The organism is Microbacterium sp. Leaf436 (assembly GCF_001424715.1).
GTDB lineage: Bacteria > Actinomycetota > Actinomycetes > Actinomycetales > Microbacteriaceae > Microbacterium.
In genome coordinates this window covers 239,330-262,178 of sequence record NZ_LMRB01000002.1, presented here as the reverse complement: position 1 = coordinate 262,178, position 22,849 = coordinate 239,330, and the positions used below count along the sequence as shown (strand labels likewise).

Annotated in this window: 26 protein-coding genes; 17 read left to right on the top strand and 9 right to left on the bottom strand. The window is 70.5% G+C overall.

Features of this window, described 5'->3' with window-relative positions; translation table 11 throughout:
- Positions 1–182 precede the first annotated feature (182 nt).
- Entirely contained in the window at positions 183–1,136 is a 954-nt protein-coding gene (gene coaA / locus ASG45_RS05545) for a type I pantothenate kinase (RefSeq protein ID WP_055833914.1), read from the bottom strand.
- 74 nt (positions 1,137–1,210) lie between these two features.
- Between coaA and ASG45_RS05540 the strand changes: the two genes are divergently transcribed.
- On the top strand, positions 1,211–2,140 hold the full coding sequence (locus ASG45_RS05540; protein ID WP_055833911.1) for a Ppx/GppA phosphatase family protein: 930 nt from the start codon (positions 1,211–1,213) through the stop codon (positions 2,138–2,140).
- Between the two features lie 63 nt (positions 2,141–2,203).
- Here ASG45_RS05540 and glmM read toward each other — a convergent pair whose 3' ends face one another.
- The 5 genes from glmM to ASG45_RS05515 form a co-directional block, all read right to left on the bottom strand.
- Positions 2,204–3,559: a phosphoglucosamine mutase gene (gene glmM, locus ASG45_RS05535; RefSeq protein WP_055833909.1), complete on the bottom strand. Its 1,356-nt coding sequence runs from the start codon at positions 3,557–3,559 to the stop codon at positions 2,204–2,206.
- A gap of 14 nt (positions 3,560–3,573) precedes the next feature.
- Positions 3,574–4,044 carry a 30S ribosomal protein S9 gene (rpsI, locus tag ASG45_RS05530; protein ID WP_055833907.1) on the bottom strand — a complete coding sequence of 157 codons (471 nt, stop codon included), beginning with the start codon at positions 4,042–4,044 and terminating at the stop codon, positions 3,574–3,576.
- Between the two features lie 24 nt (positions 4,045–4,068).
- Positions 4,069–4,515 carry a 50S ribosomal protein L13 gene (gene rplM, locus ASG45_RS05525; protein WP_055833904.1) on the bottom strand — a complete coding sequence of 149 codons (447 nt, stop codon included), beginning with the start codon at positions 4,513–4,515 and terminating at the stop codon, positions 4,069–4,071.
- Positions 4,516–4,702: 187 nt separating this feature from the next.
- Entirely contained in the window at positions 4,703–5,461 is a 759-nt protein-coding gene (locus tag ASG45_RS05520) for a CPBP family glutamic-type intramembrane protease (protein WP_055833901.1), read from the bottom strand.
- Between the two features lie 189 nt (positions 5,462–5,650).
- Positions 5,651–6,487 (bottom strand): alpha/beta fold hydrolase, encoded by an 837-nt coding sequence (locus tag ASG45_RS05515; RefSeq protein WP_055835851.1) that lies wholly within the window; start codon positions 6,485–6,487, stop codon positions 5,651–5,653.
- 140 nt (positions 6,488–6,627) lie between these two features.
- On the opposite strand from ASG45_RS05515, the gene ASG45_RS05510 reads away from it, so the two are divergent.
- From ASG45_RS05510 to ASG45_RS05485, 6 genes are all read left to right on the top strand, one after another.
- The gene (locus tag ASG45_RS05510; protein WP_055833899.1) at positions 6,628–7,128 is read left to right on the top strand and encodes a PepSY domain-containing protein; all 501 of its coding nucleotides are present in this window, start codon (positions 6,628–6,630) and stop codon (positions 7,126–7,128) included.
- 163 nt (positions 7,129–7,291) lie between these two features.
- Positions 7,292–8,596, top strand: coding sequence for a hemolysin family protein (locus ASG45_RS05505; protein ID WP_055833896.1), 1,305 nt, complete (start codon positions 7,292–7,294; stop codon positions 8,594–8,596).
- A 66-nt stretch (positions 8,597–8,662) separates the two neighbouring features.
- Entirely contained in the window at positions 8,663–9,142 is a 480-nt protein-coding gene (locus ASG45_RS05500; RefSeq protein ID WP_055833893.1) for a MarR family winged helix-turn-helix transcriptional regulator, read from the top strand.
- Between the two features lie 47 nt (positions 9,143–9,189).
- Positions 9,190–9,609 (top strand): organic hydroperoxide resistance protein, encoded by a 420-nt coding sequence (locus ASG45_RS05495; protein ID WP_055833891.1) that lies wholly within the window; start codon positions 9,190–9,192, stop codon positions 9,607–9,609.
- A 173-nt stretch (positions 9,610–9,782) separates the two neighbouring features.
- Complete coding sequence (locus ASG45_RS05490; RefSeq protein ID WP_055833888.1) at positions 9,783–10,430, top strand: response regulator; 648 nt, start codon at positions 9,783–9,785, stop codon at positions 10,428–10,430.
- Positions 10,427–11,557: a sensor histidine kinase gene (locus ASG45_RS05485; protein ID WP_055833885.1), complete on the top strand. Its 1,131-nt coding sequence runs from the start codon at positions 10,427–10,429 to the stop codon at positions 11,555–11,557. Before ASG45_RS05490 ends, ASG45_RS05485 begins: the two co-directional genes overlap by 4 nt.
- 7 nt (positions 11,558–11,564) lie before the next feature.
- On the opposite strand, the gene ASG45_RS05480 is transcribed toward ASG45_RS05485, so the two are convergent.
- On the bottom strand, positions 11,565–12,650 hold the full coding sequence (locus tag ASG45_RS05480) for a PIG-L family deacetylase (protein ID WP_055833883.1): 1,086 nt from the start codon (positions 12,648–12,650) through the stop codon (positions 11,565–11,567).
- Positions 12,651–12,888: 238 nt separating this feature from the next.
- On the opposite strand from ASG45_RS05480, the gene ASG45_RS05475 reads away from it, so the two are divergent.
- The 3 genes from ASG45_RS05475 (at position 12,889) to ASG45_RS05465 (ending at position 14,002) form a co-directional block, all read left to right on the top strand.
- A complete protein-coding gene (locus ASG45_RS05475; RefSeq protein ID WP_156458716.1) occupies positions 12,889–13,170 on the top strand; it encodes a hypothetical protein in 282 nt (93 codons plus the stop codon).
- A 79-nt stretch (positions 13,171–13,249) separates the two neighbouring features.
- Positions 13,250–13,774 carry a YbhB/YbcL family Raf kinase inhibitor-like protein gene (locus ASG45_RS05470; RefSeq protein WP_055833878.1) on the top strand — a complete coding sequence of 175 codons (525 nt, stop codon included), beginning with the start codon at positions 13,250–13,252 and terminating at the stop codon, positions 13,772–13,774.
- A 9-nt stretch (positions 13,775–13,783) separates the two neighbouring features.
- Positions 13,784–14,002, top strand: coding sequence for a three-helix bundle dimerization domain-containing protein (locus ASG45_RS05465; protein WP_055833876.1), 219 nt, complete (start codon positions 13,784–13,786; stop codon positions 14,000–14,002).
- Positions 14,003–14,013: 11 nt separating this feature from the next.
- On the opposite strand, the gene ASG45_RS05460 is transcribed toward ASG45_RS05465, so the two are convergent.
- Positions 14,014–15,102: a PIG-L family deacetylase gene (locus ASG45_RS05460; RefSeq protein WP_055833873.1), complete on the bottom strand. Its 1,089-nt coding sequence runs from the start codon at positions 15,100–15,102 to the stop codon at positions 14,014–14,016.
- Between the two features lie 261 nt (positions 15,103–15,363).
- Here ASG45_RS05460 and ASG45_RS05455 point away from each other — a divergent pair, with 261 nt between their 5' ends.
- The 7 genes from ASG45_RS05455 to ASG45_RS16760 all read left to right on the top strand — a co-directional run bounded on the left by ASG45_RS05455 (position 15,364) and on the right by ASG45_RS16760 (position 21,845).
- On the top strand, positions 15,364–16,902 hold the full coding sequence (locus tag ASG45_RS05455; protein ID WP_082516477.1) for a sugar transferase: 1,539 nt from the start codon (positions 15,364–15,366) through the stop codon (positions 16,900–16,902).
- A 77-nt stretch (positions 16,903–16,979) separates the two neighbouring features.
- The gene (locus ASG45_RS05450) at positions 16,980–18,305 is read left to right on the top strand and encodes a UDP-glucose dehydrogenase family protein (RefSeq protein WP_055833870.1); all 1,326 of its coding nucleotides are present in this window, start codon (positions 16,980–16,982) and stop codon (positions 18,303–18,305) included.
- 137 nt (positions 18,306–18,442) lie between these two features.
- Positions 18,443–18,724, top strand: a complete 282-nt coding sequence (locus ASG45_RS05445; protein ID WP_235560520.1) for a hypothetical protein — start codon at positions 18,443–18,445, stop codon at positions 18,722–18,724.
- A gap of 162 nt (positions 18,725–18,886) precedes the next feature.
- Entirely contained in the window at positions 18,887–19,066 is a 180-nt protein-coding gene (locus tag ASG45_RS16380; RefSeq protein ID WP_055833867.1) for a hypothetical protein, read from the top strand.
- Positions 19,067–19,086: 20 nt separating this feature from the next.
- Positions 19,087–21,093: an ABC1 kinase family protein gene (locus ASG45_RS05435; RefSeq protein ID WP_055833865.1), complete on the top strand. Its 2,007-nt coding sequence runs from the start codon at positions 19,087–19,089 to the stop codon at positions 21,091–21,093.
- A 97-nt stretch (positions 21,094–21,190) separates the two neighbouring features.
- Entirely contained in the window at positions 21,191–21,355 is a 165-nt protein-coding gene (locus ASG45_RS16125; RefSeq protein WP_156458714.1) for a hypothetical protein, read from the top strand.
- A gap of 55 nt (positions 21,356–21,410) precedes the next feature.
- Positions 21,411–21,845: a VanZ family protein gene (locus ASG45_RS16760; RefSeq protein ID WP_055833861.1), complete on the top strand. Its 435-nt coding sequence runs from the start codon at positions 21,411–21,413 to the stop codon at positions 21,843–21,845.
- A gap of 286 nt (positions 21,846–22,131) precedes the next feature.
- Here the strand turns inward: ASG45_RS16760 and ASG45_RS05425 are convergent, their stop codons facing one another.
- Positions 22,132–22,797, bottom strand: a complete 666-nt coding sequence (locus ASG45_RS05425) for an arsenate reductase/protein-tyrosine-phosphatase family protein (protein WP_055833860.1) — start codon at positions 22,795–22,797, stop codon at positions 22,132–22,134.
- Positions 22,798–22,849: the final 52 nt, after the last annotated feature.

Genomic DNA, 22,849 nt, shown 5'->3' with positions numbered 1-22,849 from the left:
TCTGTGAACGGCGTCGGCTACCGGTTCGCGTGCGGGAACCCGGTGATGCGTAGTGCCTCTGCGCAGACCTAGGTAGTCGATCGGTAGCGCGCAGTGCGCACCTCGCGAGCGCGCGTGTGAGACGACCCCGTAGTACCGGGACGCCGCGCGCTGCACCCCGCCATCGGGATGATGACGCCGGCTCAGAGCTTGCGCAGCAGCACCGACTCGACGGTGTGGTCGGCGCCCTTCTGCAGCACGAGCTTCGCGCGGTGGCGCGTGGGGAGCACGTTCTCTTCGAGGTTCGGCAGGTTGATCTCGCGCCAGTACCCCAGGGCCCGCTCGACGGCCTCGTCGTCGCTGATGTCGGCGAAGACCCGGAAGAACGACGTGGGGTTGGTGAACGCGTTGTCGCGCAACGCCAGGAAGCGGTCGACGTACCAGCGCTCGATGTGTGCCGCGTCGGCATCCACGTAGATCGAGAAGTCGAACAGGTCGCTGACGGCGACCTCGTTGGGCGACGGCGGCGGTTGCAGAACGTTGAGTCCCTCGACGATGACCACGTCGGGGCGGTGCACGCTCACGTGGGCGTCGGGCATGATGTCGTACCGCACGTGCGAGTAGAACGGTGCCCGGGCCTCGCCGGCGCCCGACTTCACCTCGCTGAGGAACTCCACCAGCGCCCGCCGGTCGTACGACTCGGGAAAGCCCTTGCGGTCCATCAACCCGCGTCGCTCGAGCTCTGCGTTGGGATAGAGGAAGCCGTCTGTCGTCACGAGCTCCACGCGGGGAGTGTCGGGCCAGCGGCTCATGAGTTCGCGCAGCAGGCGCGCGATGGTCGATTTGCCCACCGCCACCGAACCCGCCACGCCGATGACGAAGGGGGTGGTGGCATCGGGCTCGCCCAGGAACTCGCTCGTGTCGGCGCCGAGTCGGCGGGTCGCCCGCGCGTACAGGCTCAGCAGACGACTGAGCGGCAGATACACCTCGGCCACCTCGCGCGGATCGAGGCGGTCGCCGATGCCCCGCAGCTGCACGATCTCGTTGTCGGTGAGCGGCTGCGCGATCCCCCCGGCCATGCGGGCCCAGTCGTCACGATCGATCTGGCGGTAGGGGCTCAGCGACGGCGCGGGAGCGGCGGTCTCGGCGGCGGACACCCGCCCATGCTACCGGCGTCGCCTTCCCACGCCCGCGGATCCCCCCGTCACCGCGTGCCCACTACGCTCGGACCGTGCGCCTGGGAGTCCTCGACATCGGTTCGAACACCGTCCATCTGCTCGTCGCGAACGCCCGGGCCGGAGGTCGTCCCACCGCGACGACCTCGCACCGCTCGGTCCTGCGCCTCATGCGGTATCTGCAGCCCGACGGGTCCATCTCGCCCGAGGGCGTGAAGGGGCTCGTGGATGCCGTGACCGCGGCCTGCGCGACGGCCAAGGCCGAGGGCGTCGACGAGTTGCTCGCGACCGCGACGTCGGCCGTTCGCGATGCGACCAACGGCGAGGCCGTCATCGCGCTGATCGAGGAGGCCCTGGGCCAGCCCCTGCAGGTGCTCGGGGGCGAGACCGAGGCGCGCTTCACCTACCTCGCGGTGCGGCGGTGGTTCGGCTGGTCGGCCGGTCAGATCCTGTTGTTCGACATCGGCGGCGGTTCGCTCGAGATCGCCGGCGGTGCCGACGAGCTGCCCGACCTCGCCGAGTCGGTGCCCCTGGGCGCGGGCCGTTCGACCGTGCAGTTCCTCCCGCACGATCCGCCGAGCGCCGACGAGATCGACGCGCTGCGCCAGCACGCCATGACGGTGCTCGCGCCGGTGGCCGAGCGCTTCGCCGCGCTCCCCCGTCCCGACCACGTCGTGGGCTCGTCGAAGGCGATCCGCTCGCTCGCGAAGCTCGCGGGCTACCCGGTGCCGGGGTGGTCGGGCATCGACCGCATGGTCCTGCCCCGCCGGGAGTTGAAGGACTGGATCCCGCGGCTGGCACGCATCCCCGCCGACGCCCGCGAGGCCCTTCCCGGCATCACGGCCGATCGCACGTTCCAGATCGTCGCCGCCGCGATCGTGGTGGAGCGGGCGATGAAGGCCCTCGACGTCGAGGAGCTCGAGGTCTCCCCCTGGGCGCTCCGCGAGGGCGTCCTGCTGCGCTACATCGAGTCGCTCGAGTACTGACGCCGCCGCGTCGGCGTGCTCCGCCCCTCGTGTGAAGGGGCGTGAGCCCGCCGACGGGCCGGATTACAGCGCCAAGCGCTCCTGAACGACCTCGGCGAGACGGTCCGCGTGCGCGCGGGCGTCTTCTTCGGACGCGGCTTCGACCATGACGCGCACGAGCTGCTCTGTGCCCGAGGCGCGCAGCAGTACGCGGCCCGAGTCACCCAGTTCGGCGGTCGCCGCGGCGACGGCCTCTTGGACCCCCTCGTCGTGCACGCCGTCGCGGTCGACGCCGCGCACGTTCACGAGCACCTGCGGGTACACCGTCATGATCGAGGCGAGCTCACCGAGCGTCTTGCCCTGTCGCGCCATCTCGGCGACGAGGTGCAGCCCGGTGAGCAGGCCATCACCCGTCGTCGCGAAGCGGCTCATGATGACGTGGCCCGACTGCTCGCCACCGAGGGAGTAGCCGCCCTCGTTCATGGCCTCGAGCACGTAACGGTCGCCGACGCCGGTCTGCAGGACCCGGATGCCATGGGCCTCCATCGCGCGGTGCAGGCCGAGGTTGCTCATGACCGTCGCAACGAGCGTGTCGTCGACGAGCGCACCACGCTGCTTCATCGCCACCGCGAGGATGGCCATGATCTGGTCGCCGTCGACGATGTTGCCCCGCGCGTCGACGGCCAGACAGCGGTCCGCGTCGCCGTCGTGGGCGATGCCGACGTCGGCGCCGAGGCGCACGACGGCTTCGGCGAGCACGTCGAGGTGCGTCGAGCCCACGCCGTCGTTGATGTTCAGACCATCGGGTTCGGCGCCGATGACGGTGACCGTCGCGCCGGCGTCCTTGAACGTCTCGGGCGACACGCCGGCCGCGGCGCCGTGGGCGCAGTCGAGCACGACGTGGATGCCGTCGAGGCGGTGCGGCAGCGAGCCCAGCAGGTGCAGGACGTAGCGGTCCTCCGCGTCGGCGAACCGACGGATGCGACCGACGCCGGCCCCGGTGGGCTGCAGTCGTTCGCCCTCGAGCGCCTGCTCGATGCGCTGCTCGACCTCGTCGGGGAGCTTGGTGCCCCCGCGGGCGAAGATCTTGATCCCGTTGTCGGGAGCGGGGTTGTGCGACGCCGAGACCATCACACCGAAGTCGGCGTCATGGTCGGCGATGAGGAACGCGGTGGCGGGGGTGGGGATGACCCCGGCGTCGAGCACGTCGACGCCCGACGAGGCGAGCCCCGCAGCGACCGCGGCCGCGAGGAACTCCCCCGAGACGCGCGGGTCGCGCGCGACGACGGCGGTGAGGCGGCGGCCTTCGGCCTTCCGCGCCTCCGCCGAACGGCCCTGGCCCAGGACGACAGCAGTCGCCTGGGCCAGGTGCAGCGCGAGTTCGGCGGTGAGGAGGCCGTTGGCCAGCCCCCGCACCCCGTCCGTGCCGAAAAGAGGCATCCGGAGTTTCGAACTCAGCGCTTGGAGTACTGAGGCGCCTTGCGGGCCTTCTTGAGTCCGGCCTTCTTGCGCTCCTTGACGCGAGCGTCGCGCGAGAGGAAGCCGGCCTTCTTCAGGGTGGGGCGGTTGTTCTCTTCGTCGATGCCGTTCAGCGAACGGGCGATGCCGAGACGCAGCGCGCCGGCCTGACCCGAGGGGCCGCCACCGGAGATGCGCGCGATCACGTCGTACGAGCCCGCGAGCTCGAGCACCGTGAACGGGTCGTTGATCAGCTGCTGGTGCAGCTTATTCGGGAAGTAGTCCTCGATCGTGCGGCCGTTGACCGTGATCGTGCCCGAGCCGGGAACCAGACGCACGCGGGCGATGGCCTGCTTGCGACGGCCGACGGCTGCGCCGGGAACCGAGAGAACGGGGCGCTCGGCCGCGACGACGGACTGCTCGGCCGGCGTCTCGGTGCTGTAGTTGCTGGGGTCGATGTTCGACACTGTTTCGTCCTTATCCGGCGGCGCTTACTGGGCGACCTGGTCGAAGGTGTAGGCCGTGGGCAGCTGAGCACCGTGGGGGTGCTCGGCGCCGCGGTACACCTTGAGCTTCTTGAGCTGCGCCGCGCCGAGGCTGTTCTTGGGCAGCATGCCGCGGATGGCCTTCTCGACCGCGCGGACGGGGTTCTTGTCGAGGAGTTCCTCGTACGTGACCGACTTGAGGCCGCCCGGGTAGCCCGAGTGGCGGTAGGCCTTCTTCTTCTGGAGCTTCTGACCCGTGAGCGCCACCTTTTCGGCGTTGATCACGATGACGAAGTCGCCCGAGTCGATGTGGTTGGCGAAGGTGGCCTTGTGCTTGCCGCGGAGGAGGACCGCCGCGTGCGAGGCCAGACGGCCGAGGACGACGTCGGTGGCGTCGATAACGACCCACTCGCGCGTGACCTCAGCGGCCTTGGGGGTGAAAGTGCGCGTCACAGTAGTGCTGCTTTCTTGTTCGAACGGAGGAGTTCGTGAATCCCGCTCCGGTGGTCCGTTCCCCGCCGATGACGGGGGAACAGGGCCGGTGGAGGGCTCACGTTCGGGCAACCCGCTCGCAGAGAGGCGGGCACCAAAGAGCAAGACTACGGCATCCGGATGCCAGCACCAAACGTCGCCGGCCCGCTCAGGCCGACAGGGTCCCCACCGCGATCAGGGCGTACCCCGTCGCGTTGAAGACGATATGCGTGAAAAGCGCGCCGCCGAGGCGTCCCGAGCCGAGGACGAGGGCGCTGGCGACCAGTCCCAGGATGCCGAGGGTCGGCGCATCCACCGAGCCGGGCGCCGCGACCAGCAGGTGCGCGCCGACGAACGAACCGGTCGACAGGGCCGCCGCCGCCACGCCGGCCGCCACCGGGCCGCTGAATCGTCGCAGCACCGTATAGACGCACACGAGAACGACGGCGCGGAAGAAGAACTCCTCCGCCGCGGACGACACGATCGTGCCGGCGACGGCGTCGAAGACGAAAGACGTGGGCAGCGCGCCGTCGGCCGAGAACGTCGTCGGCCAGGGGGCCGGCTCTCCCCCGGCTCCGGCGATCGCCCCCTGGGCCAGGCGCACGAGGACGCCGAACACGACCCCGTAGAGCAGGTCCACCGTTCGGAACACGAGCAGACCGCGAGGACGGGAACGACCGAGAGCGAACACGACGGGTACCGCGAAGGCGAGCCAGATCACCGCCTGCGCCGACGCCGCGCGGGTCTCGACGGGCAGCATCTCCGACGCGGCGCGCGACGCGAGCGCCCCCGCGCCCAGCGCAAGCACGGCCCAGCCGAGCATCTCGACGTCCCAGCGCGCGGTCGTGGAGCCGCCCTGGCGCCACCGGCGGGGCCGACGACGCCGGGCACGCCGGGCGGGGCTCGGGACGGCGGATTCGTCGCTCATGCGCGTCAGGCTAGGGCTGCAGGTCGCCGTCGACCCGGTCACCCCCGCCTCCCCCGCGTCGACTCACCCGTTGGATCGCGCGTTCTCACCCGCACGCACGAACGCCCCGCCACCGGTGAGGTGACGGGGCGTCCGTGATGTCGTGTGCGCGTCCTCCGCGGATGCGGGCGAGAGAGGGACGCGGACCGATCAGCGCTGCAGGAAGTCGATCAGCACGCGGTTGAACTCGTCGGCGTGGCTGACGTTCACGCCGTGCGGGGCCCCCGCGACCACGTGCAGCTCGCTGCCCGCGATGGCCTCGTGCGTGCGCTTGCCCGACCCCTCGAAGGGCACCGTGGCGTCGCTGTCCCCGTGGATGACGAGGGTCGGAACGGTCACGTTCGGCAGATCCTCGCGGAAGTCGGTCGTGGCGAACGCCTCCATCGACTTCAGTGCCGCGTGGTGGTCGGCCTGGTTCGCGAGGCGCTCGGCTTCGACCTGCTCGGCCGCGGGCACGGCGAGCGCGCCGTCGACCGAGAAGAAGTCCGTCGTGAACTGGTGGTAGAACGCCTTCTCGTCGCCCTTCAGTCCCTGCTTCATGCCGTCGGCGGTCTCGTCGTCGAGGGGGCCCTCGGGGTTGTCCTCGGTCTTCGCCAAGTACGGGGGCACGGCTGCGGCGAAGACGACGCTGTGCACACGACCCGATCCGTGACGCGTCAGGTAGCGGGCGACCTCGCCGCCGCCCATCGAGAAGCCGACGAGCGTGACGTCGCGCAGGTCGAGGGCGGTGAGGACGGCCTCGAGGTCGTCGGCGAACGTGTCGTAGTCGTACCCGGTACGGGGCTTGTCGCTCCGGCCGAAGCCGCGACGGTCGTACGTCACCACGCGGTGGCCGGCCGCCTCGAGGGCGGGCACCTGATGGGCCCAGGATTCGCCCGAGAGGGGCCATCCGTGGATCAGCACGACGGGGCGACCCGTGCCGCCCGTGTCGTCGACGTGCAGGTCGATGTCGGTCAGAAGTCCATGGTGTGCGGTGATCTCGCTCATGACCGCCATGGTTCGACTCCCACCTGTACGCGGGCCTGCCGTTGACGTTCCACCCGCGGCTTGCTAGGGCACCACTCGCACAGCGGTCGCCCGGATGCAACGACCGCCGCGCGCGCGAGCGGGCTGGCTAACCTGCCGCTATGGATTCGACCCGCATCCCCGGCATCACCCTGCTCGCCGTCGTCAGCGCTCTCGCCCTCAGCTCCTGCACCCCCGCCCCTGGAGGCGCGAACACGTCCGCCACCGACGAGACCGCGATCAGGGCGGCGAACACCGCCGAGGCCGATGCCGGCGGACGCGCGTTCGCCCTCGACCGCGGCGACGACGACTCCTGGGAGGTCCACGTCGCCGTCGGCGATCGCGAGGTCGAGGTGCACCTCGCGTCCGACGGGGCGACCGTGCAGTCCCGGAGCGACGACGACGGGATCGACGCCGACGAGCGCGCCGCCCTCGATGCGGCGGTGACGACGTTGGCCGACGCCGTCCGCATCGCCGCCGCCCAGAACCCGGGCGGCGACCGCATCGACGAGGTGGAGCTCGACGACGACGGAGGGGACTGGTCGTGGACGGTCGAGATGCAGAGCGGTGCCGTGGTGCGCATCGCCGCCGGCGACGGCGCGGTCGTCAGCACCGGCCGCTGAAGCAGAACGGGCGTGACCACGCAAGCCCGGACGGGAAGCTGCCCGCCCCGGGCCCGCCTGAATACGATTCCGTCATGAGCCACGCTGCCGACTCCGACGGTCACAGTCCGAGCGCCCGGGTGACCCCGGGTGCCGTCCTTCGCGGATCGGAGGAGGGAAGGCGATGAACGATCTCGTCCTCAACATCGTTCTCGTCGTCGTGTTCGTCCTCGTCGGCGGAGTCTTCGCCGCGACCGAGATGGCGCTCGTCACGCTGCGCGACAGTCAGGTGAACGCCCTGGCCGCCCGAGGCAAGCGCGGACAGAAGGTCGCCGAGCTCGCCCGGAACCCGAACACCTTCCTGTCGGCGGTGCAGATCGGCGTGACCGTGGCGGGCTTCGCGTCGGCCGCCTACGGCGCCTCCTCCATCGCCCCCTCGGTCACCCCGCTGTTCGAGGGTCTCGGTCTCGAGCCGGGCCTCGCGGCCACGGTCTCGACCATCGCGCTCACCCTGGTGATCGCCTACCTCTCGCTCGTTCTGGGCGAGCTCGTGCCCAAGCGCCTCGCCATCCAGCGCAACGCCGCGTTCGCATACGCGGCGGCACCGGTGCTGAACGGGTTCGCGAAGCTGATGCGACCGGTCATCTGGCTGCTGTCGCTGTCGACGAACCTGCTGGTGCGTCTCCTGGGCGGCGACCCGAACAAGACCGGTGAGGAGCTCACCGAAGAAGAACTTCGCGACATCGTGTCGAGCCACGAGGGGCTTCCGGCTGACGAACGGCGCATCCTCGACGACGTCCTGTCCCTCCGTGACCGCCACGTGAGCGAGGTCATGCGCCCGCGACCGGAGGTCGTGACCCTGGATGCCGGCGGCACCATCGCCGAAGCCATGGATCAGGTGCGCGACCTCCCGTTCTCGCGGTACCCGGTGGCCGAGCAGACCATCGACGACGTCGTGGGCTTCGTCCACGTGCGCGACCTCTACGAAGACCCGGAGCGGCCCCTGGCCGCCGTGATGCGCGCCATCCGGTACTTCCCGTCGACGGCTCGGGTGCTGCCCACGCTCACCGCGATGCGCGCCGAAGGCAGCCACATCGCCGTCGTCGTCGACGAGTACGGCGGAACCGACGGCATCGTGACGCTCGAAGACCTGGTCGAAGAGGTCGTCGGCGAGATCTTCGACGAGTACGACACCGACGCCGAGCAACCCCTCGCCGAGGGTGAGCACGGCACCGTCGAGGGTCGGCTGAACCTGCAGGACTTCGAGGAGGCGACGGGGGTCAGCCTCCCCCGCGGCGCCTCCGACACGGTCGCCGGTTTCGTGGTCGAACGCCTGGGCCGGCTGGCCCGTGTCGGCGACACGGTCGAGGTCGACGGCGCCACGCTCCAGGTCGCGGCCGTGGATCGACGACGCGTGGCGGAACTGCTGGTGACGCGGCATCCCCTCGACGATGAGACTCCCGACACCGAGGCGTCCAGCCCCGTGTGACCCCGGGTGCGCTGAGGCGCATCCAACAAAGTTGTGCACAACCGAGTTGTGTGCAATGCTTCTGTCATGCCCGCCGTCGACGACCTCGTCTGCTTCGCGCTCTACGCCGCGAACCGCACGACCACCCAGGCCTACCGGGTGCTGCTCGAGCCGTGGAACCTCACGTATCCGCAGTACATCGCCCTGGTGACGCTGTGGGTCGACGGGGACCAGACCGTGAGCAGCCTGGGCGACGCCCTCCAGCTCGACTCCGGAACTCTGTCGCCGATGCTCGCGCGCATGGAGACCGCCGGCTACCTCACCCGATCGCGCCGATCCGACGACGAGCGCGTCGTCACCGTGGCGCTGACCGATCGCGGGCACGAGATGCGACAGGAACTCGCGCACGTCCCCCGATGCATCGCCGCAGGCTCCGGCTTGACCGACGAAGACAGCGCGCGTGAGCTGATCGACGCCCTGCACCAGCTCACCGACGCGATGCGCGACCTGCGCGACCGCCCCGACACCGTGCTCGCCGCCGCCGGAGTGCCGCGCCCGCCCGCGTGAGCCCCACTCGACTCCTCCTCCCCACCCGCCCCTCGAAAGGAACACCCATGGACGTTCTCTACACCGCCGAAGCCGTCTCCACCGGTCAGGGCCGCACCGGCCACGTCACCGCCGGCCCCTACATCGACCTCGAGGTCGCCCCTCCCACCGAGCTGGGCGGCTCGGGCAAGGGCACCAACCCCGAGCAGCTCTTCGCCGCCGGGTACGCCGCGTGCTTCCACAGCGCACTGCACGCCGTCGCCCGCGCGCACAAGGTGAAGATCGACGACTCCTCGGTCGGCGGCCGCGTCCACCTCGGCCCGAACGGCCAGGGCGGCTACCAGCTCGCCGTCCTGCTCGAGGTGGTCCTGCCCGGTATCGAGCACGACCTCGCCCAGCAGCTCGCCGACGACGCCCACCAGGTGTGCCCGTACTCCAACGCCACCCGCGGCAACATCGAGGTCACCGTCACCGTCTCCGAGGACTGACCTCTCCCCGACCCCGGGGCGGGGTGCTGAGCCCCACGTATCGCACCCCGTTCCGGACTTCGCCCCGCGAAGAACCCCGACGCCGCCCGCTCCCCGCGGGCGGCGTCGTTCTGTCGCCCGCCTGCACCCGGACGGAGCCCCGCGCGTGGAGCCCCGCGCGTACAGTGACTGTCGTGATCCGCGTGGTTGTCGTCGACGATGAGGCGCTCGTGCGCTCCGGCTTCGAGATGATCCTCGGCGCCTCCCCCGACATCGACGTGGTCGCGGCGGTCGACGGCGACGTCGCGGTCGAGGTCATCCGCCGCGAGAAGCCCGACGTGGCGCTGCTCGACATCCGCATGCCCGGCCGCAGTGGGCTCGAGATCCTGACGGAACTCGCCGCCGACGCGGACCGCCCCGTCATCGGCATCCTCACGACGTTCGACACCGACGAGTACATCGCGCGCGCCCTGCACGAGGGCGCCGCGGGGTTCCTCGTCAAAGACACGGCTCCCGAGCACCTGGCCGCGATGGTGCGCACGCTCGCGGCCGGCGGGGTCGTGCTCTCGCCCCAGGTCTCGCGCACCCTCGTCGAGGGGTACGCGGGGGCGACCGACCGCGAGGCGTCTCGACGGGTCGCACTGCTGACCGATCGAGAACGCGACGTGCTGGCCTGCCTGCCGACGGGCGAGTCGAACGCCGAGATCGGCAAGCGGCTGCACCTCAGCGGGGCCACCGTGAAAGACCACGTGAGCGCCATCCTCGGCAAAATGTCGGTCTCGTCGCGGTTGGAGGCGGCGCTCATCGCCGAACGCGCGGGGCGTCGCGGCGGGCGCGGATGATCTCGGCGGTCCGGGCGCGATGGGCGGCGTTCGCCGGGAGCCGGGTCTTCGACGCGACGATCGATGTCGCCCTGGCCGCCGCGGCCCTGCTAGATGTGGCCGTGTCGCTGCCGGGGTGGTCGCCGATCGAGTCGGCGTGGGCGCTGCTCGCCGTGGCGGGGCTCCTGGTGCGCCGGCGCCTGCCCTGGGTGGCTTTCGCCCTCGTCCTCCCGGGGCTGGTGGTGGATGCCATGACGGTCGCCGCTCCCATCGCCCTGTACTCCGTGGCGGTGCGCGTGCGGCGGATCCCGCTGCTGGTGGGCGCGGGCGCAGTCACGTTCGCCTGCTTCCTGCTCCCCGACTGGCAGCTGCCCCCGCTCGACTATCTGGCGCCCTCGCTCCTGTACGCCCTCATGTACGCCGCGACCCCGATCGCGCTCGGCGCCCTCGTGCGCACGCGCCTCGAGCTGTCCGCCCGGGTCGCCGAGCTGTCGGCCGCGCGTGAGAGCGAGCGCCGCCGCGATGAGCAGGACGTCCTGCGGCGGGAACGGGCCCGCATCTCGCGCGAGATGCACGACGTCGTGTCGCACCAGGTGAGCCTGACGGCCGTGCAGGCCGGCGCGCTCCAGGTCGCCTCGCCCGATCCCGAAGCGCGGCGCGTGGCCGGCATCATCCGCACCCTCTCGGTGCGCACCCTCGACGAGCTGCGGCAGATGGTGAGCGTGCTGCGCGCCGACGGAGCGACCACCGACTCCCCCGCCCCGCAGCCCACCCTCGCCGACCTCCCCCGGCTGATCGCCGACAGCGGACTCGATGCCCGGCTCGAGGCCGACCTCCCCTCCGACCTCACCCCCGCGGTGCAGCGCGCGGTGTACCGCACGGTGCAGGAGGGGCTGACCAATGCGCGCAAGCACGCACCGGGAGCCCTCGTTCGCGTGACCGCGACGGCCTCCACCTCGAGCATCGACGTGGTCGTGCAGAACGACGCCGCCCGGGCGGCCCGCCTGCGCCTCCCCTCCAGCGGCACGGGGCTGCGGGGGCTGCGCGAACGGGCCGAACTCCTCGGCGGCCGCCTGCACGCGGCCGAGGGTGTCGACGGCGGCTTCCGCTTGGCCGTGTCGGTGCCCCGGCGCGAGACCGAGAGCTGAGCGGGCGTCAGGTGAGCCGGAGCTCGTCGTCGCTCTTGGCGTACGACCGCCGCAGCCATTGCCCGAAGCCCGGTTGGGCGAGACAGGCCGAGGCGTTCTCGCACGTGACCACCGGGTCGTGAGCGGCGTAGGTCTCGTAGATGTCGACCTTGTCGTCGAGGAGGGCCCCCGTGACGTTCGCCGGCTCGCGCTTCGAGGGGTACCCGACGAAGTACGACACCGCTGCGGCCGGAATGCCGACGGTCGGCACGATCGCACGCATCAGCGACCCCACGGCGGAGTGGTCGGGGTGGTCGCCGTGCGCGTAGGCGCTGCCGTGTGGCACGTTCGTCGATACGCGCTGGGGCCGGGCCGCATCGGCGAGCTCGGCGAGGGTCGCCGTCAGCATGGCGAGCGTGTACTCGGGTGCACCGTCGATCGGATGCAGGGTCGACGTCGTCCCGTTGATGAGCTGCGTCAGGCCGGCACTCCCCGTCGAGGGGAACCCCTTGGCATCCAGGTTTCCATCGGCCAGACGCAGCACGGTGATCGAGAGCCGAGGATCGTCCGAAGGGACGAAGCGGGTCACCCGCGCACCGCTGTGCAGCTCGATCTGCGTGGTCGCCCAGGGCGCGGTGCTTCCGCGCATGCAGTCGTACGCGGCGCGGATGCCGGCCTCGCGCTTCTCGGCGTAGACGAGGCCCCGCCCGGCGTCGCCGGCTGTGACGTAGACGGCGCGCACGGTCCCGCCGCTGCGGATGGCCCCGGCGAGCGCGGGGTTGGCGAAGATGATGTCGTCATCGGCGTGGGCCCACACCGCGAGCGTGGTGTCGAGGCCGGGGGGCTCGGCGGCAGGCGAGGTCGGTACCGCAGACGGCAGCGGTCCGGGCACGATGGGAGCCAGCGGCACCCACGCCCCGTCGGGGCCGTCCGAGCGCCGCGCCTGACGATAGAGCAGCGCCCCTCCGCCCAGCCCGAGAAGCGTGAGACCTCCGGCGATGGCCACCCGTCGAGTCACCACGACACGGCGCGCCCGGGCGAACGCCGCGTCAGCGTCGCGCGAGGGCTCGCCGTCCCGGGATTCGTCGGGGGACGGCGGCTGTGCGTCGCTCACGGTGGCTCCGTTCTTCTTCGTGCCGTGCCGCTCTGCACTCGGGTCGTCGCGGCGGCATCACCGTCTCGACGGTATCGCGCACGCCCACCCCTTCGCTGGCTCGACCCGCACACCCCCGCCGCGCGGCGGGGACGGTGTGGCCATCCGGCGGAGATCGCTCTCTCCGGGGCGCGGCGCACGCACCCCACACATCGAAGACACCCAGCCGGCACCTAAGACCACTGGGGACACTCGCCCCATGCAGACGTCTTCGAAGCCGCGGTCATTGTCGCCCGCCGCCCTGCGCGTACGCGCCGTCCTCAACCAGTGGGACCCGATCGGCGTGCATCACATCGGCCACGGCTGGCCCGATGACGAATACGACGACCTGATCCTCCCGATCCTGGCGGCGCTCTCCTCCCGCCCGTCCGTCGAGCAGTTGGCCGACGACCTCAGAACGGTCGTCGAGGTCGATTACGGTCTGCCCGCCCCCGACGGATGCCGCGAAGCCGCACGATCGCTGCTCGCGCTGGCGCGGTGAGTTCCGGCATCCGTTACCTCTCCGTTCCCGCCTCGGCAACCCCTCGGGGGGCCACGACCGCCGTGTTTAGAGTTCCGTCATGACCGACCTCACGCGTGCGCAGTCGCCCGACCCGTATCCGCTCCTCCCCTCCGTGGCGGCGTTCGACGTGGTCAGTGATGATGTGCGCGAGGGGCAGCCGCTCTCCGACGCCCAGGTCGCCGATAAAGGCAACACCTCCCCGCACCTACGTTGGTCGAACGTCCCCGAGGGGACGAAGTCGTTCACGATCACCTGTTTCGACCCCGATGCCCCGACGCCGAGCGGCTTCTGGCACTGGGTCCTCGTCGATCTCCCCGCCGACCTGACCGAGATCCCGGCCGGATTCGCGGGCGGCGAGCTCCCCGCCGGTGCGTTCCACGTCCGCAACGACGGAGGTCAAGCCGGCTTCATGGGCGCCGCTCCCCCCAAGGGCGATCAGCCCCACCGTTACTTCTTCGTCGTCCACGCGGTGGGCGCCGACTCCCTCGGGGCGGATCCGGATGCCACTCCCGCCGCCGTCTCGTTCGGTCTGGCCTTCTCGACCCTCGGACGCGCGATCGTCCACGGCACCTACCAGCACTGAGGACGACCGATGACGCAGCGCAGCGAGGGCTTCGACAAGGACGCGACCGTCTCCGGCGTCGAGGAACGTCTCCACGACCGTTTCCCCGAGGCCGAGCCCGACGTGGTCCACCACGAAGCGGTGGTCGCGGTCGAGAAGTTCGCCGACGCACCGGTGAAGGACTTCGTCGACATCATCGCCGAGCGCGAAGCCCGCGCCCGCGTCGAGCAGGAGCTGCAGGCCGACTGAACCCTCGGGGCTCAGCCCATCTGCAGCTCGGCCTCGCTCTTCGGGTACGACCGCTGCAGCCACTCGCCGAACCGCCGGGTACCGAGGCAGGCCGACCGATCGGCGCACCGGATGACCTCGTCCTGCTGCGTGTAGACGCGGTACGTCTCGATCTTGGCGTCCAGTTGTTCGCCGTCGAGGTTGCTCGGCAGCTTCTCCGACGGGTACCCCACGAGGTACCGGATGCCGGGTGCCACCGCGGGGAGGGACCCGAGGGCGTCACGCACGAGGGTGCCGGTGACCGAGTGATCGGGGTGGTCTCCCGCCGCGAAGGCGCTGCCACGCGGGATGTGGGTGAGAACGGTACTCGGCTGCCACGCCTCGGCGAGCTCGATGAGGCTGTCCGACAGCTGAGCGAGCGTCACATCGGGGCAGTCATCGGTCGGCGACAACGTGGAGATCGTCCCGTCGAGCAGCTTGCTGAGCGTCGCGTGGCCGGTCGAGGCGAATCCCCCGTCGGTGATGTTGCCGTCGGGGAGGCGCACGAACACGACCGACAGACGTGGATCGTTCTGCGGAGTGAGACGGGTCACGTGCATCCCCGTGTCGAGCACGATCTCGTCGGTGTCCCACAATCCGCTCACCCCGCGCATGGAGTTGTACGCGCGCAGGATGCCGAGCTCCCGCGACGACGTGTATCCCCGCCCCTTGCCCGCGTCGCCGGCGGTGAGGAAGACGGTCCGCGCACAGTCGCCGGCCGAGATGGCGTCGGAGATGGCCGGGTTGCCGAAGATGATGTCGTCGTCGGGATGCGCCCACACGCTCATGAGGGTCGGACGACCGTCGCAGGACTGCGCCGCCGGCGACAGGGGCGCCGGTGCGGGGGGCGGGGTCGGCGTCGGCGTGGGGGTCACCGAGGGAGACGGCGTGGCGGAGGGAGTCGGCGTGCCCGTGGCCGACGGTGTCGCGGATGCCACGACGTCGGCCGCGCGGCCGAGCGAGAAGGCGACGGTCGCCGCGACCGCGACGAGCACGACGGCGGCGACGACGATGGCCGCGATCAGTCCGGCGGATCGGCGCCGACGGCGAGAACGTCGCGAGGGCGTCGAGACGCGGGACATCTGTGTTCCTTCGGGCGGGCGGTGCGACACCTCGCTCGGCGGGTGCGTGTGCAGGTCCGGCGAGAGGGCCGACCCGCTGCCCGAGTGTAGGGGACGCTCCCCGTCGGGCCCAAGATTCACCCTCTGGGTGATGCCGCCCCGGTTTCCGGCATTTGACGGCGAGATGACAGGAAACGCTAGGTGACTTGTCGGGTGAATCTTCCCTGTTATTGTTCACGAGGTGAAACCGACGAGCTCGACCCGGGGGGAGGAGCTACACACGTGACGTTCGACCTCAGGGAAAGCGCGACACCGTCGTTCGACGCGGAGTTCCCCGTCACCCCTCGTGCTGAGCGGATCTCCCAGCCCGCCTCCAGCCGACACGTTCCGTGGCGCCGTCGCTATCGACGCAATCTCGCCCTCACCGACCTGTTCTCCCTGACGTGGGTCGTGTACGGAACCCAGCTGCTGTGGTTCGGTCTCGGCAACGCTCAGGTCGCCGCGGGGCGCGACTCCCGCATCTCCGACCTGTCGTACTGGGTGTTCTCGGCCCTCCTCATCCTCACGTGGATGTGGGCCCTGGCCTTCGTCGACTCCCGCAGCGACCGGGTCATCGGAACCGGCTCGCAAGAGTACGTGCGCATCGCCGACGCCAGCTTCCGACTCTTCGGCACCGTCGCGATCATCGCCTTCCTCACCCAGATCGACGTCGCCCGCGGGTACCTCCTGATCAGCCTCCCCCTCGGCATCCTGGTGCTCGTCTTCACCCGCTGGATGTGGCGCCGGTGGCTCATCGTCCAGCGCTCGACCGGCAAGTACTCGGCCAACGTGCTCCTCGTCGGCTCGCTCGCGTCGGTGACGCAGCTCGCTCGCGAATTCGCCCGCACGCCGAGCGCCGGCTACCGCGTGGTCGGCGCCTGCGTGCCGAACGGCAAGATCGCCGACGTCATCCCCGGTACCGACATCCCCGTGATGGGACACGTCGGAGATGTGACGAGCGCCCTCGATGCCACCGGCGCCGACACCGTCGCGATCACGAGCGCCGACGATCTGCCGGCCGACAAGGTCAAGCAGATCTCCTGGAGTCTCGAAGCGGGCAAGCAGCACCTCGTGCTCGCCCCCAGCATCATCGACATCGCCGGTCCCCGTCTGCACACGCGGCCGGTGGCGGGGCTGCCGCTCATCCACGTGGAGACGCCCAAGTTCTCGCGCGGCCAGAGCTTCCTCAAGCGCAGCGTCGACCTCGTGTCCGCCTCCATCGGCGTCGTCCTGCTCAGCCCCCTCCTGCTCTTCCTCATGATCACCGTGCGCCTCACCAGCGACGGGCCCGTCTTCTTCCGGCAGACGCGCGTCGGATTCCGCGGCCGCGAGTTCACGATGATCAAGTTCCGCAGCATGGTCGTCAACGCCGAAGAGCTCCTGCAGGAGCTCGCCGCGCAGCAGCGCGATGCGGGCAACGAGGTGCTGTTCAAGATGAAGAACGATCCGCGCGTGACACGCATCGGCCGCATCATGCGCAAGTTCAGCCTCGACGAGCTCCCCCAGCTGTTCAACGTCATCGGCGGCTCGATGTCGCTCGTCGGCCCGCGTCCGCCTCTGCCGTCCGAGGTCGCGTTGTACGCCGACCACGTGCACCGTCGCTTCCTCGCCAAGCCCGGCATCACGGGTCTCTGGCAGGTCAGCGGCCGCTCGTCACTGTCCTGGGAGGAGTCGGTACGCCTCGACCTCTCCTACGTCGAGAACTGGACCCTTCTCGGCGACTTCGTCATTCTCGGCAAAACCGCCCGCGCCGCCCTGGCGCCGGGCGAGACGGCCGCGTGAAATCCCCGCGCTCCCTCGCGGGTCCGCGACCCGGTGTCACCGGGTCGCGTCGTCAGGAATCTGGAAGGCTCTGAATCGTGCGCTTGTCTGTAGTGGGTTGCGGGTACCTGGGAGCCGTTCACGCGGCCGCGATGGCCTCCATCGGTCACGACGTCGTCGGTATCGATGTCGACGAACGGAAGATCGCCACCCTGTCCAAGGGGGAGGCCCCCTTCTTCGAGCCCGGCCTGCAGGAGATCCTGACCGAGGGCATCGAGTCGGGCCGCCTGACCTTCACCACCGACATGTCGGCCGCCCAGGGCGCCAAGGTGCACTTCGTCGGCGTCGGAACGCCGCAGCAGGCGGGAAGCCACGCCGCCGACCTCACCTACGTGAACGCCGCGATCGAGGGCCTTCTGCCGTTCCTCAGCGAGGGTGACATCGTCGCCGGCAAGTCGACCGTCCCGGTCGGCACCGCCGCGCGGCTCGCGCCGAGCGTGGCCGAGCGCGGCGCGACCCTGGTGTGGAACCCCGAGTTCCTCCGCGAGGGCTGGGCCGTCCAGGACACGATCGACCCCGATCGCCTCGTCGCCGGTGTGCCCACCGAGAACGGCGCCCCCTCGGCCGAAGGAGAGCGCACTGCTCAGGTGCTCCGCGAGGTCTACCACCCCTCCATCGCCAAGGGCACGCCCTTCATCGTCACCGACTACGCCACCGCGGAACTCGTGAAGGTGTCGGCCAACGCGTTCCTGGCGACCAAGATCAGCTTCATCAACGCGATCGCCGAGATCGCCGAGGTCACGGGTGCCGACGTCACGACGTTGGCGGATGCCATCGGCCACGACGCCCGTATCGGTCGGCGCTTCCTGGGTGCGGGCATCGGCTTCGGCGGCGGGTGCCTCCCGAAGGACATCCGCGCCTTCTCGGCTCGTGCCGAGGAGCTCGGGCGGGGCGAGTCCGTCGCCTTCCTGCGGGAGATCGACGCGATCAACCTCCGCCGACGCGACCGGGCCGTCGAGCTCACCACCGAGGCCCTGGGCGGCAGCGTCTTCGAGAAGAAGATCGCCGTGCTCGGCGCGGCCTTCAAGCCCCACAGCGACGACATCCGCGACTCCCCCGCGCTCGACGTCGCCGTGCGTCTGCACGGTCTGGGCGCGAAGGTCACTCTCACCGACCCGGCCGCGATCGATAACGCCCGCCGCATCCACCCGCAGCTGACGTACGAGCGCGACCTCGACGAGACCCTGCGCGACGCCGACGCCGTCATCGTCGTCACCGAGTGGGACGAGTACCGTCGCGAGCTCTCCCCCGAGCACGCCGCCTCGCTCGCGCGGGGACGCGTCGTCGTCGACGGCCGCAACTGCCTCGACCCGGCCGCATGGCGAGCCGCCGGCTGGACCTACTTCGGCATGGGTCGCCCCTGATCCCTGCCCGACGGAAGACGCCCCGGCCGCTCGGTCGGGGCGTCTTCCGCATTCCGGCGAGCGCACCGCGACGATGGGATCCGCGACCCGGGTTCGGCCGCGGGCGTGACGAATCGGCGTCCCGATACGTCTCCATCGTGAGCGGGTCTTCGTGGCCTCTCGCCACGGAGCACATCGAAGAGGAAGAGGATGCCATGCGCAACAAGGTCATCGCGGTCGGCGCGATCGTGTTCATCGCCTACGTCATCGGCGCGCGGGCATCGCGTGTACAGGTCAAGAACCGGGAGTCGGTCGGTCACCAGGTGGTGCGCCTGTGGAACGACCCTCGTGCACGCAAGCGTCGCCACAAGGCGGCAAAGAAGGCCGCCGCCGCCGCCGAGAAGCGCGCGAAGAAGACGATGCGCCAGCTGCGTAAGTGAGCATGACCCCGGGCCGCACCTCCTCGGTGCGGCCCGGGAACGTCTTCTGCGGACGTCGTGCCCGCGTCGCCCCGAGGGCGGATGCTCCCCTGTGGATGACGCCACCCTCTTCGCGCATGCGCATGCGCATGCAAAGATGCTGCACAACCCGAAGGAGACCCCGTGACTTCTGCGCCACGCCTCGCCGCACACGCCGCCTCGCACGACGCCGGCGACGACCTCGACCTCCTCGGCGGGTTCGCACCGACCTGCCGGCGCTGTCTCGCCACGACCACGCCCGACAGCGGGCTGCGCGGCGTCTGGTGGCGCTGCCCCGAGTGCGCTCTGCCGCAGATCGGCTGACGGCCGGATACGCTGACCCCGTGATCGCCAGCATCCTCATCTCGATCTCCGCCATCGTTTCGGCGGTCCTGGTCGGGTTCGTGGCGCGCCGCATTCTCGGGACCGCCGTCGGCTGGCCCCGCAGCATCGTGGTCGGGCTCCTCGTCTTCTTCCTCGGCGTCCCCTCCGCCGAATGGACGTTGCGCCAGACCGGTCTTCCCGAGGGGACGACCGTGATCCCCGCGCAGGACGTCTGGCTGTGGATCGGCCTGATCGCCCTGTCCCTGGCGTGGGTGTTCGCCCTCGGGGTGGCCACCCTCGTCGCCATCGAGGCGATCTTCCCGACCCGACCACTGCCCAATCCCGTCGACCTCGTGCGGGCAGCCCTGCGCCAACGCAAACGCACTCGGCGCTACCTCGAGATCCTCACGATCGCCTCCCGCCACGGCGTCGGCTGGCTCTTCCACGGCGGCGGCTCCCGCGTCGAGGCCGAGCTCAGCACCTCGGAGGAACGCGCGAAGGCCATCGTCGCCACCATCAACGATGCCGGAGTCAGCTTCGTCAAGCTGGGCCAGGTGCTCTCCACCCGCCGCGACCTCATCCCCGAGCCGTATCTCAGCGCGCTCGCATCTCTGCAGACGAGCGCCACCACTCTTCCCTGGGACACCGTCCGCGCGGTCATCGAAGACGATCTGGGCGCCTCCATCGACGAGGTCTACGCCGACGTCGACCCCGTTCCCCTCGCCGCGGCCTCCGTCGCGCAGGTTCACCGCGCCCACCTCCTCGACGGCACCCCCGTCGTGGTGAAGGTCCAGCGACCCGCGGCACGCGCACAGGTGGAGGCCGATGCCGACATCATCGGCCGGCTCGCTCATCGCGCCGAGGCCCGCACGCGGGTGGGTCGGGATCTGCGCATCGAGTCCGTCGCCCGCGGATTCACCGCCACCCTCGTCGAAGAGCTCGACTACCGCATCGAAGCGCGCAACACGCGCATGATCCACTCGACACTCGATCTCATCGATCGCGCCGAGCCCGAGCGGCGCGGTGTGGTCACCGTGCCCGAGGTGTTCGCCGCCGCGTCCGGGCAGCGCGTCCTGACGATGGAGCTCGTCGACGGCATCGCGCTCAGCGATTCCGCCGATCACCTCGCCGCCCTCGACGCCGCACAACGCGACCGGCTCGCCCAGGTGCTGATGTCCACTGTGATCGAGCAGATCCTCGTCTACGGTGTCTTCCACGCCGACCTGCACCCCGGCAACGTCCTCCTGAAAGAAGACGGCACCCTCGGTCTCATCGACTTCGGCGCGGTCGGGATCATCGAACGCAGCCGTAGACAGCACATGACCGCTCTGCTCCTCGCCGCCCTCAGCGAGAACGACGTCGCCGCGACCGACGCGCTTCTGCTCATCGTGAACGCCCCGGCCGACGTCGACCTCGAAGCTTTCCGTCATGACGTCGGGATCGTGTTGACCACGGAGCATCTGCGCACCGGCGGCCAGGGATCGATCTTCACGCGCATGGTCGACGTCATCCGTCAGCACCGCATCGCTCTGCCGGGCGAGCTGGCCTCGGCGTTCCGCAGCTTCGCCACCCTCGAGGGCTGCCTGCGCGTGATCGTCGACGACTTCGACATGGTCGGGCGCGCGCTCCCGCTCATGCCGACGCTGCTGCGCCGCACGGTGTCTCTCAAGCGCATGGCGACCGACCTCCAGGCGCAGAGCGTCATCACGATGGCGCGGTTGGAGAACATCCCGCGCCGCCTCGACGCCCTGCTGACCGGTGTGGAGAAGGGGTCGATCGGCATCACGCTGCGCAGTGACGACGGCGACGACGTCAGCGGCATCCTCGGGCGGGTCACCGCCGAGGTGGCCTCCACCCTCGTCTCGATCGCCGCCGTCGTGATCGCGGTGGTCCTGATCCTCGCCGGCGGTGGTCCGGTCCTCGGCGGCGACGTCACTCTCTTCGCCGTGCTCGGAGCCGTCGTCGGTCTCTTCGGATTCCTCGGCTTGCTCCGCATCGTGCGCAGGACCTTCGGTCGCAAGGGCTGACGACACGCCCGCACCGTTGCGACCCCGGGCCCGATCGACCGCTACTTTGAGCACAACCACCGTTCGGTGGCCGCTCGGACTCCGAAGGAGAAGTCCCATGGTCGCTCTTGCCGTCATCCTCATCGCCGCAGCCGTCTGGGCGACGATCTCGCTCGCCGCGGGAATCGGGCTCGGCCGCGTCATGGCGCGCGCCGACGCCGAAGAATCCAGAACGGTGCTGAGCCGCTCGTCGGACCCGCTCCTCGTCCCCGCGCGCCTCTGACCTCACCCGCTCCCGCGGAGCCCCACCGCGGTGGGCGCGTTTCGTACGGTGAGGCGTGCTCTCCGTACGTATCGCGTCACTCGCTCGTCGCCGTGGAGCCGTCGCGGCGGCCCTGTACCTGGCGGCCCTCGGGGTGATCGTGTTCTGGCCGGTGCACCTCGAGCGCCGCGTCGACTTCCTCTACGACTGCCTGTACGCCGTCGTGCCCGCTGCCGCCTCGCTCAACCTCGACGTCATCGCGAACGTCGTCTTCCTCATCCCTCTCGGCGTCCTGCTCGCGCGTCTCTTTCCCGGCCGCCCCTGGCTGCTCCTGGGCATCGCGTGGACGGTTCCGCTGCTGGTCGAGATCGCTCAGGGCGTCTTCCTCCCCGGCCGGACGAGCAGTGCGATCGACGTCGCCGCGAACACTCTCGGCGGAGTGATGGGAGCGATCGGGGTGGGGATCCGACGCCGATACGTCACCCGGCGAGACACCCGCCGTATGCCCTGACTTCGCCCGGTCGCGGTCCGCTTCGAGCGCCTGCTGGGCCGCCGCGTCGGTGAGGTCTCGAATGATCCGCTTAGGGTGCAACAGGCGGGGGTCGTACTCGCGCCAGTCGGGGGCCAGCTCATTCAGGTCGTCCACGACCTGGGACTTCCCCTGCAGATAGAGCGCGTGCATGCGACCCACCGCGCGCGGCAGGGAGTGCCGCCATTCACGCAACCGCTCCGGGCCGATGATCAACCCGACGATGACGCCCACGAAGATCAGCTTGTCCATCCCCATGTCGAACATCTCAGCTCCTCCAGCCCGCGGGCGGCGCGGCCGGGGGCTCCGCCAGCTGCATTCCCCTGTATTCCCGCCGCGTGGCGGGGATGAAGCCCTGCGCGGCGGCCTCCGCATCGATGCGGGGAAGCGAGGCGATCGACGCGAGGATGGTCGACACCGCCCGGGTGGCCTCCCGTTCGAACGCCAGCCACACATCAGCCGGTCGGCCGACCGGGTCGACGATGTCGTCGTCGAGCCCGCGTCGCTCGACGGAACGAGCCCGAGCGGCCGCCTGCACGAGCGCGGGCCAGTTCCCGGCCCCGCCCGCGCTCGTCACGGTCTCGACCGAGCGGGCGAACTCTCGCACCGTGAACACCGACGAGATGAGATCGGGGCGAAGGTCCAGCACCGCACGGCGGTGGGCGCGTTCCGCGCACAGCACGGTGTCGCCGGTCTGCAGCACCCCCTCGTCGAGTCGTCGAGTGCGATGCTCGTCCAGCGAGAGGCCGTAGGTACGCCCCATCTCGATCGCACCGTCGGCCGCCGCGTCCCCCGGGCGCGCCGCTGTCCCGGCGCTCGAGATATCCAGCACCGAGGCCGGGCCGGAGGCCAGACGCGTGCGCAGGAGCGCGGCGACGAAGGGGGATCGGATCATGTTGGCCGTGCAGACCACCAGCACGCGGTTGGTGATCATCGGTCGCATCGGCGCATCGCACGTCTCCCTCTGCGCGACACCTGCCACGCGG

What these genes read in the sequence shown, in the direction of transcription:
- ASG45_RS05520 (WP_055833901.1), bottom strand. Translation starts at nt 5,461, where the DNA reads ATGAGCGACGAATCCGCCGTCCCGAGCCCCGCCCGGCGTGCCCGGCGT.
- ASG45_RS05500 (WP_055833893.1), top strand. Translation starts at nt 8,663, where the DNA reads ATGCCCGCCGTCGACGACCTCGTCTGCTTCGCGCTCTACGCCGCGAAC.
- ASG45_RS05505 (WP_055833896.1), top strand. Translation starts at nt 7,292, where the DNA reads ATGAACGATCTCGTCCTCAACATCGTTCTCGTCGTCGTGTTCGTCCTC.
- ASG45_RS05485 (WP_055833885.1), top strand. Translation starts at nt 10,427, where the DNA reads ATGATCTCGGCGGTCCGGGCGCGATGGGCGGCGTTCGCCGGGAGCCGG.
- ASG45_RS05475 (WP_156458716.1), top strand. Translation starts at nt 12,889, where the DNA reads ATGCAGACGTCTTCGAAGCCGCGGTCATTGTCGCCCGCCGCCCTGCGC.
- glmM (WP_055833909.1), bottom strand. Translation starts at nt 3,559, where the DNA reads ATGCCTCTTTTCGGCACGGACGGGGTGCGGGGGCTGGCCAACGGCCTC.
- ASG45_RS05515 (WP_055835851.1), bottom strand. Translation starts at nt 6,487, where the DNA reads ATGAGCGAGATCACCGCACACCATGGACTTCTGACCGACATCGACCTG.
- ASG45_RS05425 (WP_055833860.1), bottom strand. Translation starts at nt 22,797, where the DNA reads ATGATCACCAACCGCGTGCTGGTGGTCTGCACGGCCAACATGATCCGA.
- ASG45_RS05495 (WP_055833891.1), top strand. Translation starts at nt 9,190, where the DNA reads ATGGACGTTCTCTACACCGCCGAAGCCGTCTCCACCGGTCAGGGCCGC.
- ASG45_RS05460 (WP_055833873.1), bottom strand. Translation starts at nt 15,102, where the DNA reads ATGTCCCGCGTCTCGACGCCCTCGCGACGTTCTCGCCGTCGGCGCCGA.
- ASG45_RS05510 (WP_055833899.1), top strand. Translation starts at nt 6,628, where the DNA reads ATGGATTCGACCCGCATCCCCGGCATCACCCTGCTCGCCGTCGTCAGC.
- ASG45_RS05465 (WP_055833876.1), top strand. Translation starts at nt 13,784, where the DNA reads ATGACGCAGCGCAGCGAGGGCTTCGACAAGGACGCGACCGTCTCCGGC.
- ASG45_RS05470 (WP_055833878.1), top strand. Translation starts at nt 13,250, where the DNA reads ATGACCGACCTCACGCGTGCGCAGTCGCCCGACCCGTATCCGCTCCTC.
- ASG45_RS16125 (WP_156458714.1), top strand. Translation starts at nt 21,191, where the DNA reads ATGGTCGCTCTTGCCGTCATCCTCATCGCCGCAGCCGTCTGGGCGACG.